Annotated in this window: 11 protein-coding genes; 7 read left to right on the top strand and 4 right to left on the bottom strand. The window is 48.8% G+C overall.

Annotated features, from left to right (window positions below; translation table 11 throughout):
- Positions 1-13: 13 nt before the first annotated feature.
- Together CX664_RS22650 and cyaY are read right to left on the bottom strand one after the other, a co-directional pair.
- Positions 14-487, bottom strand: a complete 474-nt coding sequence (locus CX664_RS22650) for a DUF29 domain-containing protein (RefSeq protein ID WP_101748920.1) — start codon at positions 485-487, stop codon at positions 14-16.
- A 417-nt stretch (positions 488-904) separates the two neighbouring features.
- Positions 905-1,228 carry an iron donor protein CyaY gene (gene cyaY, locus CX664_RS22645; protein WP_101748919.1) on the bottom strand — a complete coding sequence of 108 codons (324 nt, stop codon included), beginning with the start codon at positions 1,226-1,228 and terminating at the stop codon, positions 905-907.
- Between the two features lie 190 nt (positions 1,229-1,418).
- Between cyaY and lptM the strand changes: the two genes are divergently transcribed.
- The 5 genes from lptM to xerC all read left to right on the top strand — a co-directional run bounded on the left by lptM (position 1,419) and on the right by xerC (position 5,642).
- Positions 1,419-1,583 carry an LPS translocon maturation chaperone LptM gene (gene lptM, locus CX664_RS26665; RefSeq protein ID WP_163370766.1) on the top strand — a complete coding sequence of 55 codons (165 nt, stop codon included), beginning with the start codon at positions 1,419-1,421 and terminating at the stop codon, positions 1,581-1,583.
- A gap of 56 nt (positions 1,584-1,639) precedes the next feature.
- Positions 1,640-2,917, top strand: coding sequence for a diaminopimelate decarboxylase (lysA, locus tag CX664_RS22635; protein WP_101748951.1), 1,278 nt, complete (start codon positions 1,640-1,642; stop codon positions 2,915-2,917).
- Between the two features lie 23 nt (positions 2,918-2,940).
- A complete protein-coding gene (gene dapF, locus CX664_RS22630) occupies positions 2,941-3,771 on the top strand; it encodes a diaminopimelate epimerase (protein WP_101748950.1) in 831 nt (276 codons plus the stop codon).
- A 189-nt stretch (positions 3,772-3,960) separates the two neighbouring features.
- Positions 3,961-4,698, top strand: coding sequence for a DUF484 family protein (locus tag CX664_RS22625; RefSeq protein ID WP_101748917.1), 738 nt, complete (start codon positions 3,961-3,963; stop codon positions 4,696-4,698).
- Positions 4,695-5,642, top strand: a complete 948-nt coding sequence (xerC, locus tag CX664_RS22620; RefSeq protein WP_101748916.1) for a tyrosine recombinase XerC — start codon at positions 4,695-4,697, stop codon at positions 5,640-5,642. The genes CX664_RS22625 and xerC overlap by 4 nt, the downstream gene beginning before the upstream one ends.
- A 220-nt stretch (positions 5,643-5,862) precedes the next feature.
- On the opposite strand, the gene CX664_RS22615 is transcribed toward xerC, so the two are convergent.
- On the bottom strand, positions 5,863-7,065 hold the full coding sequence (locus tag CX664_RS22615; RefSeq protein ID WP_101748915.1) for a hypothetical protein: 1,203 nt from the start codon (positions 7,063-7,065) through the stop codon (positions 5,863-5,865).
- Positions 7,066-7,247: 182 nt separating this feature from the next.
- The gene (locus CX664_RS22610; RefSeq protein ID WP_101748949.1) at positions 7,248-8,708 is read right to left on the bottom strand and encodes a DASS family sodium-coupled anion symporter; all 1,461 of its coding nucleotides are present in this window, start codon (positions 8,706-8,708) and stop codon (positions 7,248-7,250) included.
- Positions 8,709-9,434: 726 nt separating this feature from the next.
- Between CX664_RS22610 and CX664_RS22600 the strand changes: the two genes are divergently transcribed.
- Both CX664_RS22600 and CX664_RS22595 read left to right on the top strand, forming a co-directional pair.
- Positions 9,435-10,769: a hypothetical protein gene (locus CX664_RS22600; protein WP_146000234.1), complete on the top strand. Its 1,335-nt coding sequence runs from the start codon at positions 9,435-9,437 to the stop codon at positions 10,767-10,769.
- Positions 10,770-10,809: 40 nt separating this feature from the next.
- On the top strand, positions 10,810-12,372 hold the full coding sequence (locus tag CX664_RS22595; RefSeq protein ID WP_101748912.1) for a hypothetical protein: 1,563 nt from the start codon (positions 10,810-10,812) through the stop codon (positions 12,370-12,372).
- Positions 12,373-12,377 lie beyond the last annotated feature (5 nt).

Genomic DNA, 12,377 nt, shown 5'->3' with positions numbered 1-12,377 from the left:
ATGGTTTCAAAACCTACTCCGGCCCCGGCGGGAACCCATCCGTCATAATCTGTTCCATGGACCACGGATTGGTATCCGGGAACTCATCCTCCGGTATTTCCAGCTCCCGGGAAGCATCCCGGCAGGCAACGGGATAACATTCCAGCAGGCTTTCATCCAACAGTCCATACAAGCTGGGGTTTTTCATCAACAGTCGTTTAACTATCGCCCGTTCTTTTGCCAGGCTGTAATCAATCACCATAAACCAGCTGCGGTACCAGCGATTCAAGGCATGCAGGTCTTCTTTGAAGGTGCGAATATGCCATTTGAGCAGAAGCACCAGGATCCGGGTCAGATGATTTTCCAGCGTGTTGACCTTTTCCTGGCCAAGGTCGTCTACCTCCTCAATCAGGTTCTCCAGGTCCAGAGCCCGAAACTTGTTTTTTTTCAGTAAATCAATTTGCTGACGGGTCCACTGATAAAAGTCCGTTTTGTACAGGTTACTCATAGTGATGATCTCCCGATGCTACTGATGTTTTTTTAAGAGCTTCAGTGTTGTCTCCAGCAATCTCCTGCAACCCTCTATCGCAGCTTCTGAGTCATCACCCAGTGAAGCAGAAGGCTTTTATTTATTGTATTGATCCGTCCCAGAGCCTATCAGGATGATATTGACTGGGAGTGGGTGACAGCCTGGGGTATTGAGTTTAATAAGACAGAAGAGCAGATGATGATGGTTCCGGTTCTCTAATCTTGTCCTGATGGTAAAGAACCAATACCAGAGGAGACTGTCACAAACCGGCTGGAGTATAGGCCATGAATGTCGTGCCATGGGAATTTTGACAATAAATATGAAGTTTCAGTGCTGCCCGCTGCCCGAAAAAGACGGGCGACTTGTAATTTTGCGGGTAATAGGAAGCGACATTAACTAAATAGATAGCTGAACAGCGTCGCCTGTTTGTTCGGTAAGGCAGCGGTTGAGCACCGCGAGAAAGGTGTCTCCCCGGCCATCGAGCAGCCAGTCCCCCTGCTCCTCATCGTAGTCAAAATGGAATCCACCACTGCGGGCGGCCATCCATAGCTGTAGCAGCGGGGTCTGGCGGCTGAGAATAATTTTGCTGTTGTCTTCACAGGTTAACGTGAGAATGCCTGCTGATGTTTCATAGTCAATGTCCAGTCCGGCATCGTCTATGGCGTCTTCGATGGCCAGCATCAGGCCATCCAGAAGTTCATTATATTGACGCTCTTTCATTCCTGTCTCGGTGCAATTTAATCTGAATGGGGGGAATTTTAGCCTGCTTCCGGCGTTGCTGATAGAGCCTTGCATGAAAAGAAAGTGCTGCCACCGCATGCAGAGTCATCTCAATTATGAAATATTCGGGCTAGAGCCATCGCTAATTAGACAGTTATACTGTGGCCTATTCAGAATTAAGGATCAGATTATGAGATTGTTCACTGCTGACCATCGGCTGAAAACTTCCGCTCTGGCCGCTGCTGCGTTTTTCGTGTTGCTGCTCACAGGCTGTGGTCAGAAAGGTGACCTTTATCAACCAGCATCATCACTGGCCGATGCGTCGGCTGTTCTGGCAGAAACAGTCGTTGAATAAAGAGCAGTTCTGGCTAATTACATCAATAAATAAGTGAAATGGGGAACAGTCACCTTATGGAGTGGTTTACGTTTCAGCCCGCTGAACCAGCGGCCGATGGCGAGTTGTTTGCCGAAGAGATTCCGGTGCAACAGCTGGCCCGCCAGTATGGTACGCCTTTATATGTCTACTCCAGACGAGCCCTGGAAGCCAGCTATCAGGCCTATTATCAGGCCATGGCTGACAGCCCCCATTTGATTTGTTATGCGGTAAAAGCGAACAGCAACCTGGCGGTGCTGAATGTTCTCGCCCGGTTGGGGGCTGGCTTTGATATTGTCTCGGTCGGGGAGCTGGAACGGGTGCTCGCGGCAGGCGGTGATCCCGCCAGGGTGGTGTTTTCCGGGGTGGCCAAGCAGCGTCATGAAATTCGCCGGGCGCTGGAAGTGGGTGTCCACTGCTTCAATATTGAATCAGAACAGGAGCTGGAGCATATTCAGGAAGAAGCGCTGGCAATGGCTAAAGTGGCCCGCATCTCCCTGCGGGTCAACCCGGATGTGGATGCCCGGACTCACCCCTATATCTCCACTGGCCTGAAAGATAATAAGTTCGGCATTGATATTAACCGGGCTCCTGCGGTTTATGCCCGGGCTGCTGAATTGAGCCATATTGAGGTGGTGGGTGTTGATTGCCATATTGGTTCCCAGCTGACCACCACCGAGCCTTTCCTGGATGCGCTGGATCGTCTGCTGCTGTTAATGGATCAGTTGCAGGCGCAGGGGATTCATTTGCAGCATCTGGATATTGGCGGTGGCCTGGGGGTTCAGTATCAGGATGAGACGATTCCCTCACCTGCCGATTATCTGGTGTCGGTCAAACAGCGCCTTGTTGAGCGAGGCTATGGCGATGTGATGCTGGTGGTGGAACCGGGTCGGTCCATTGCCGCCCAGGCGGGTATCCTGCTGACCCGCGTTGAGTTGATCAAGGCGACTGAGCAGAAGCATTTTGCCATTGTGGATGGAGCCATGAATGACCTGTTGAGACCGTCCATCTACAGTGCCTGGCATACCATTGTCAATACGGTGCAGCACGCTGATGTGGATAGTCAGGTGTATGATATTGTCGGGCCTGTTTGTGAAAGTGGCGACTTCCTGGGCAAGGCACGGAATCTGGCCGTCCGGGAAGGCGATCTGTTGGCGGTGTATTCGGCGGGTGCCTACGGTTTTGTTATGAGCTCCAACTACAATACCCGCAATCGAGCCGCAGAAATCATGGTTGATGGTACTCAATCTTATGTGATCCGTCGCCGGGAAACCGTTGCCGAGCAGTTTGCCTCAGAAAGCCTGCTGCCGTCGTAAAGTATCAGGAAAGAATGAACTATATGTTGCTACATTTCACCAAGATGCATGGGCTGGGTAACGACTTTATGGTGGTCGATATGGTGTCCCAGAATCTGCGCCTGCCGCCGGAAAAAATCCGCCGCCTGGCGGACCGGCGGTTTGGGATCGGCTTTGACCAGCTGCTGCTGGTTGAACCCCCGACCAATCCTGATATGGATTTTCGCTACCGCATCTTTAATGCCGATGGCAGTGAAGTGGAGCAGTGTGGCAATGGGGCCCGTTGTTTCGCCCGTTTTGTCCGGGACAAAAAGCTGATCGGCAGAGACCGGATCCGGGTACAAACCGCCGGGGGCAACATTGAGCTGACGATTCAGAGCAATGGCGAGGTTTGCGTGGATATGGGGATGCCGAGGCTGGACCCTGAACAGGTGCCGTTTAATGCGCAGCAGCGTTCAGTGACCTATCCCATGATGGTTGATGGCCAGGTTATCGAGGTTTCTGCCGTGTCCATGGGCAATCCCCACTGCGTTTATCGGGTGGCTGATGTGCACAGGGCTCCCGTGGACACCTGGGGGCCGATGATTGAAGCCCATCCGGATTTCCCCAGAAAATGTAACGCCGGATTTATGCAGGTCCTCAGTACCGATGAAATTAACCTGCGGGTATTTGAGCGCGGCGTTGGTGAAACCCTCGCCTGTGGCACCGGTGCCTGTGCCGCTGTGGTGGCAGGACGCCTGCAAGGTTTGCTGGGCGATACCGTTAAAGTGAACTTGCCCGGGGGTAGCCTGTCTATTTATTGGCCGGGAGAGGGCAGTCCGGTTATGATGACAGGCGCAGCAACCCGGGTTTATGAAGGATACACCCGGCTATAAATCTACTAAGGAATTGTACCTGAATAACTGCCTTTTTTTGCCACGGAGGCACGGAGACACGGAGGAAAAGATTTTTTCTTTTCTCTGTGCCTCTGTTCCTCTGTGGCTCCGTGGCAAGGTTTTTTCTTTACTGGTATAACATCGAAAATGTGGAAGTTATTTCAGGACAGTTCCTAAGGGCCAGAGACAATGACCGAACAGATCGTTGAAGTAGACGCAGGAGACAAAGGACAGCAGGAAACGCCTGATCAGCCGAAAGCTCTGAAACCCAGGCAGGTTGCCAACTTTCTGAAAGAGCATCCTGATTTTTTTGTGGGCCGTGACGATCTGCTGCTGGATCTGACCCTGCCCCATCAGCGCGGGGATGCGATCTCGCTGGTTGAGCGTCAGGTCGCATTGTTGCGGGAACGGGCGCTGGATTACCGACATCAGCTGGTCCGTCTGGCGGACAATGCGAAAGCCAATGAAAAGCTGTTTGAGCGTATGCGGCTGCTGGTATTGGCCCTGCTGGAGAGCAGGGATCTGGAGCAGCTGGTGGAAGTAATCGGTGACAGCCTTAACCATGAGTTTGGTATTGAATTCCATTCGCTGATTCTGTTCAGTGACCAACCGATGAACCTGCCCGTCAGGATTGAACATACCGACGTGGTGGTGGAAGCCCTGGGTTCCATCATGACCAGTGGCAAAGCCATTTGTGGCCAGGTGACTCAGGCAGAGCTGGACTTCCTGTTTCAGGAGCAGGCCGAGCATGTTGGCTCGGTGGCCATTGCCCCCCTGAACTATGCCCTCAGTGAACCGCAGCAGCTTGGGGTTCTGGCGCTGGGCAGTCAGGATAAACACCATTTCAAGGCCAGCATGGGCACCCTGTTTATCAGTTACCTGGGCGATATCCTGAGTCGAATTCTGGCTCGACAGCTGCATTCATGAGTCACTCTTCTTCCGATTCTCCGGTTAATAACAGCCTGCAGCCATCAATAGCGGCTTTTCTGGATTACCTCCGCTATGAAAAGCAGCACTCACCCCATACGCTGTCGGCCTATCAGCGTGATCTTGCCCGTGTGATGCAGCAGGCTACCGCCAGTGATATTCAGGGGTGGGCAACGATTAGCGAGAAGCAGTTAAAGCAATGGCTGGGACTCTGGCACGAAGAGGGGTTATCCAGTCGCAGCCTGCAGCGGCTGATCTCATCACTTCGTCGTTTTTATCACTACCTGTTAACCCGGGGTGAAGTAACCAATAACCCGGCGCAACGGCTCCGGGCACCGAAAACCGGCCGACCGCTGCCGGTGACGCTGGATGCCGACCAGGTCAATCATCTGTTGGATGACCCCCATGGTCAGGCGGAGGGTGATCCGCTGAAGTGCCGCGATCTGGCCATCCTGGAGCTCTTCTACTCGTCAGGTTTGCGTCTGGCCGAGCTGGCGGCACTGAACCTGGACAGCTTTTCCAATGGGTTTTCCCAAGTGAAAGTGCTTGGGAAACGCAGCAAAGAGCGGATGATCCCGGTGGGCAGCAAAGCCCGGCAGGCAATTCAACACTGGCTCACTTTTCGGGAACAGTTGGTTCGGGGTGAGAGTGGTAGCGCCCTGTTTCTGTCAAAGTTGGGCAGGCGCATCAGTACCCGACAGATTCAGAACCGTATCAGGGAATTTGCCCGGGAAGCGGGCATGCCGGTGGGGGTTCATCCCCACATGCTGAGGCACTCGTTTGCCAGCCACCTGCTGGAATCCAGCGGTGACCTGCGCTCAATTCAGGAACTGCTGGGGCACAGCGATATCTCCACCACACAAATCTATACCCATCTGGATTTTCAGCATCTGGCCACGGTGTATGATAAGGCTCACCCAAGGGCGAAGAAGAAAGACGACTGAATGCAAGAATTCCGGATGGTGAATTTGATTCAGGTTGATCCGGAACAGGCAGTTTTTAATGCTTCTAGGAGGCTGACCGAGAATAGACTGCCCTACTGCGGTGGCAGCAAATTGGTCTAAAAAGTCGAAAATTTTTAGCAAATAGAACCACTATTCACTAAAAATTTTCGACTTTTTATCCTCAATTTTCTGCCATCCTCGCTACGGGCGCTATTCTCGGTCAGCCTCCTAGCCGGGCTATGACATGGGAATTACCCGCTTTTTTGGCGTAATCCAGTGCAGTATTGCCAGAATTTCCGGATGAATTAAGATCAAAATCCAGCTCGCCTGCATGATCATACAAGTAATCGAATACGCTGTTGGCTTTATAATAAGCGCATTGACGAAAAGCGAGGCCAAATTCTGACTTGCCGATACTAACGGTTATCTTTTGTTTAAGTCGTAAAGCAATCTCTGAGGCGTCGATTAAACCGATTAACTTAATATTATGTACTACCATTTTAATATCCTGCATAGCTTTTACCGCTTCCTTATCACCCTTGATTTTCTGCTCAAAAAATTCAAGCTCATCATCTGAAATCGGGAGGTAATCATTACTCCCTGTAAAAGAAACAGAGTAGTTTCCGCGTAACCCAAAGTTGAGAAAAATTTCTACAGGGGTTGTATTTAACCCATTACCCGGAATGATCCGATCATTAAAAGGATCGACAAAAATCAAATTTGGTAGTTTTTCCTGTAACAAGAAAAAAAAATCCGCAACATCCATGGCAATTCCAGGTCGATTTTTATATTCAACACCGTATTTAGCGGTAACGATATTCATTTGATCAAACAACCGCTCCATAGACTGGTTATCGGCAATTAGCAGCATACAATGTCCATCATGTGGAGTATCGCTGTTGCGTCTGTTAGCAAATTGCAGCACCCAGATAATATCAGCGGGAACACCTGCTTTTAACAAGTTTTTCCGGCACTGATAAACTTGGGGGCCACAATCACCAAAACCGTTTTTTGAAGAGAACTTGAAATATATATCGCTAGTTCTGATGTTGGATAGATCATGGTTTTGTCGAAATATTTCCTGTAAACACTGGTAGCCCAAATTCATTTTTTTCACTTGCCCGGTAACAAAAGAACCGCGATGCAATGTCATCCTTACCAGATCGATTGGATTCAGGCTGGGATAATGTATGCCAAAATCCGTGACAAGATGGCTGTTTCCTACCACTTCATTGCGAGTTGCCGCAACGACATGGTTGAGAAACCGGTCATTTTCTGCGATATCCTCAACCCTGGTCGAAAAGCCACGCCAGCACGGAGCGTCAATACTTTTGGGACGGTTTGACTGGGCGGCTTCTGATGTGGGCAATGGTAAACCATGAGCTGTTTTCGAATCACTGCTTTGGGAGGCTGATGCTTGCATTGCTGTCGTTCCTTGCAAAAAAGTAACTGACTTCAAGCATTGGACAACTCGGATTGAAAGCCGTTCACTTGGAGGCTGCCCGGAATTTACTGTTACCGCAGCAGCGGCTGTCTATTCCCAGACAGCCTCATTGGATTTTGTCGGAATTGAACGGCGGGTCGGTGTTAAATCCGACAGTCGATTCAGGCCAGGCTGGCACCAATCAGAAAATAACCCACCAGTGTCACCAGCAAAATACCCATAATATTCAGGGCAAAGCCAGCCTTCATCATATCGGTTATTGCCAGTTTTCCTGAGCCAAACACCACGGCGTTTGGCGGAGTCGCTACGGGCATCATAAAGGCAAAGCTGCAGGCAAGGGCCGCCGGTGCTGCCAGCATCACCGGGTCAATGCCCAGCGTCACACCCAGGGCACCCATCAATGGCAGGAAGCCGGCAGCCGTTGCGGTGTTGCTGGTCAGTTCGGTCAGGAAGGTGATAACGGTCACCACGAAAGCAACGACCAGCAGCACCGGCAGACCGTTGGCAATCGTCATGGCTTCGGCCACCCAGCCGGCCAGACCGGTATTTTTGATCTGCGCTGCCAGAGTCAGACCACCACCAAACAGCAGCAGAACACCCCAGGGGATTTCCCGGGCCTTTTCCCAGGACATGACATAAACACGCTTATCGTGTTTCACCGGAATGATGAACAGGCTGATGGTCGCGGCAATGGCAATAATGGTGTCAGAAAGACCGGGAATAAACGCCTTCAGGTAAGGTCTCGTAATCCAGGAAATGGCGGTGATGGCAAAGATAATGGCAACCGTTGTTTCGCCACGACTCATTGGGCCCAGTACTTTCAGCTGCTCACGAAATACCGTTCTGGCCTCAGGGTTCTCTTCAGTGGACAGTTTGAAACCCAAGCGGGTCAGCCAGACCCAGGCAATCAACAACATCAACAGGCTCATGGGCAGGCCCACCATCATCCACTGGGCAAAGCCAATTTCCATGTTGTAGTTTTCAGACAGGAAGGCGGCCAGCAGGGCATTGGGAGGGGTACCGATCAAGGTTGCCAGTCCACCAATACTGGCACTGTAAGCGATGGCCAGCAGTAACGCTTTGGCAAATGCACTGTTTTCACCTTCATTATTGCCGCTTACCATGGAGGCAACGGACAGACCAATCGGCAGCATCATCACACTGGTGGCGGTATTGGACACCCACATACTCAAAAAGGCCGTGGCAATCATAAAGCCGGCAATCTGGCGGTCAGGTCGCACACCGGTTTTCAGCATGATGTGCAGGGCAATCCGTTTATGGAGATTCCAGCGCTCCATGGCCATACCCAGCATAAAACCGCCAAAGAACAGATAGATGGTTGGGTGTGCATAGGGTGCCGTCACTTCCTTGATGCTGGCGATGCCCAGCAGTGGCACCAGTATCATTGGCAATAATGAGGTCACAGGGATGGGCACTACCTCCGATACCCACCAGATCGCCATCATGGTTGCCACACCCACCATATACCAGGCAGGTTGCTCCATACCGGAAGGTGGTGGTATGACCAGCGTGAGTAGTAAGACCAGTGGCCCCGCAAACAGGGAGAGCCAATAGAGCGCACCCGGCGAAGATCGTTTAAAGGCGGTATTTTTTTTAGTCACAGTATCAGATCCATTACGGCTTATACGCATAGTGTGTTTTATTTTTGGGTATGCAGATATTGATCTGTGTCAATGAGGGGGCTGTTCACCTGTTACTTCCCGTTGATGGTTGCGCGGTTTTGGGATTTACCAATCTGACACCCACTTTATCCCAGAACAACCGGAAAGAACTTTTAGGCCATGCCCCGGGGGGGCTGCCGGGTGATTTGGAAAATTTTCCTGCTATCGGGTTGATCAACCCGATTTAACAAAAATAAACAAAGAATTTCTGCAGATTATCCGGCAGACGTTATGCTTTGCAGTCAAAAATCCACTTGAATGCTGACAGTCAAGGTGAAGCAGATCATTATGGATACGGTTGTCAATTACACTCAATCACCCGATCTTTCTGGCCAAACGCCTGTTCATAAATCAACTCAAACGGAGCCTGATGCAGGAACGTCCGGATCCTTGGGGCCTTATGACGTCAGTCGTGTAGATGTTGATGAAGTGGTAATGTTTACCGGTTGTCTGCCTGATAAGAAAATTACGGTAGAAAAGGGCAGAGTCGTCGTGAAGATTTATCCAACTTTGAATGTTACCGCCCAGAACGAAGAGGCCAATGGCACAAGTTTCAGCATCAGATTTCGCAGCTTACCCGTGAATCAGACATACACAAACCTGACAGAAGCAGAAGATGGTGGCAGAGAAGACCTTGACTGGGATTACTATGTTGAATGTGCATATGTGGACAACAGTGAGTCATTACCAGTGAATACAGCTTCCGGATCTCACAGTTCTGGAGACTCCGGTATTGATAGTCATTCAGCAACTCATGTTCAGAGCATTACCAGGCAATCAGCCCTGCCAGCAATGAGGGAGGACTCGGTATCTTCGGATACAAGCGTCACTGAAGGGTTTGTTCCCGGTTCAGCTTTGACAGTAACATCGTCTTCTCTTGATAAAATGGCGTCTCTTGGCAGAGAGTCTTGCTATTCTATGGACTCTAACAGCAGTTCTTTGAATTCTGCCAGTAACGCTCTATTCAAACATGGCCAGAAGATTTGTGAGATCGCTGACATGATAAGTGTCCCGGGTCGGCGTAAAGCCCCTTTATCCAGGATAATATTTAACAGGCTTATCACTTATGATCCAAGCACCGTACCTACCTGGTACAAAAGTAAATACACGCATATAAGGTCTTTGATTACTACTGTTGAAAGTTTCATCTTGAAAAGCGCTGCCAATGGTATGGGCTGGCGTGATGCGAATGGTAAAGGCATGAATCTTTTTACAGGTCCGGCTGATCTTTCGAGTTATCCTTTGAGTTCAAAATTTGTATTCTGGTTTGAAAATAATACCAATGTCTTCGAGTGTATTTGTGAAGCTGCGAATCTGCTTACCAGTATCGAAAGTCAGGTTGACCGATGCTTTCGTGGGTCAAGCAGAACTAATCCCATAGATCGTGTTACGCTTTATGAAACGCTGTCTTTTAAACAAAGCAATAAAGCATCCATCAAAAGCAAAAGTCGAAGTGGAGATGCACAACTGTTATCTGATTGCTCTTCTGCCATTTTTTTCTATTTCAGCAACTTCATCTCGAAATTAGAGCTTGCGATACAATCGAAAAAATATAAGAGAGACGAGGCATCGATTGCCAGAAAAATAGCCGACCATACGATTCTGGAAAAAAAGAGAGGGAATTTCGATTTGTTAAATGCCTGCGTAAATTATAATTTGGCGGTCAGGTTGATCAAGAGAGAATATGAACTGACTGTTTTGGCTCAATACGATTCAGAAAGGAGGGCCGATGAACCGTTGGACGTCGAGGTTGAACCCGGAGACCTGGATGTTATAAAGCAGTTACTCGTCCTGATTGAAGCCCTGGAGGAAGAAGCCAGAGCCATTCTCAGTAACTACAAAACCTGTATTGATACCCTGCCAAGAGCGGTAAAAGGTAAGAGCTTTGAGGAAAGGGTGTTACATATGTTTGATAATGGTATTGCCAGTAAGCCATTACAGGACATAAAGTCAACATTGACTACCGTATTGAAAAATCATTCAGTCAGCCTGACAGATTAGCCGGGTTGGTTCCTGCTGCTCAAGGAGACGCAAATCATTTATGGATGCGGTCATCAATCAAACTGAATCGGTCGATCTCTCAGGACGAACTCCTGTTCATAAATCAACTCAAACAAATGCTGATTCCGCAAGTTCTGGATCTATGGGTCCCTATGACGTTAGCCGTAGAGAGGAAGTGGTAACATTCACTGGTAGCCTGCCTGATAATAAAATTTCCCTGGAAAGGGGAAGGATAGTCGTGAAGATTCAACCTGCCTTGAATTTCACCTCTCTGAACGACGAAGATAGCAGAAAATCTTTCAACATCAGATTTCAAAGTTTACCCACGAACCAGTCATCAGTTAATGGGGCTGAAGACATTGGCGGTGGAGATTTTACTTCGGATACGAGCATCAGTGACAGATCCTTTAACGGTTCAGGCTCGATAGGAACAACGTCTACTCTTGAAAGAAGGTCCTCTACTGACAGAAGGTCTCGCTATTCTTCGACATCTGACAACAGGTCTCTGAATTCAGCCACGGGCAGTCTCTTAAAATCTGACCAGAAGACCTATCGATTTACCAATGGTCAGGTGATCCGTGAGATAGCGGAAAAGATCCGTCGTCCATGTAATGGCTCCGTATCCGAGGTAATAATTAGTAAGCTTGTTACTTATGATCCGGATAAAGCACCTGACTGGTATAAAAATAAATATGAGTTTAACCCATCGTTAAGGACGCATATTGAAATTTTTATGTTGAAAAACTTTGCCCTTTGGATGGCCTGGGTCGATGCTGATGGTCATCGCAAGAATCTTTTTTCCGGTTCGAGCACTCAATTAAGTCCAAAATTTGTTCTCTGGATCGAAAATAATATGAGTGCCTTCGAGCGTATTTGTGAAGCCGTGGAACTGCTGATCAATATCGAGAGGCACATTGACCAATGCCTTCGTGGGAAAATTAAAAAATCCATGAGTAGTGTTGAAATCTATGAATCACTCTCTTTTAAAGAGAGTGATAAAGCATCTATTGACAGCATAAATCAGAAAGGCAAATCAACACTGCCCCAAGATTGCTATCACGGGATTGTTTTTTATTTCCGCAATTTGACATCGAGACTGATGGAAATGATAAAAACAGAAAAATACACTACAGGAAAGCGGGAGATTCACAGAAAAATAGCTGATCACACGATTATGCAAAAAAATAAAGGGAATTTTGATTTGTTAAAGTCCTGCACAAATTATAATGTGGCGGTTCGGTTGATCGAGAAAGAGTATGAGTCTTCTGGTCTGGCTGAATACGATTCAAAAAAGAGGATCGATGGCAGGTTATGTCCCGAGGTTAATTACTCCCTTGTAGACCCCGGTCATTTGGACGTTATAGAGCAGTTCATCTTTCTGATTGAAACTATAGAGAAAGAAGGACGGGGCATTATCAGTGAATACAAAAAATCCATTGATGCTCTGCCAAGAGCAATAGAAGGTAATACCTTTGAAGAGAGGACGTTACACATGTTTGATAATGGCAATGGTTTTGTCAGCAGGCCACTGAATAGCATAAAGTCAACATTGAATAAGATATTGGCAAATCATCCGGATAACCCGGCGGGGGCACCGGATTGACTCCT

Source organism: Endozoicomonas acroporae (genome assembly GCF_002864045.1).
In the GTDB taxonomy this organism is placed as follows: Bacteria; Pseudomonadota; Gammaproteobacteria; order Pseudomonadales; family Endozoicomonadaceae; genus Endozoicomonas; species Endozoicomonas acroporae.
Note: the sequence above shows the minus strand (reverse complement) of the source record. Positions and strands in the feature narration are given on the sequence as shown.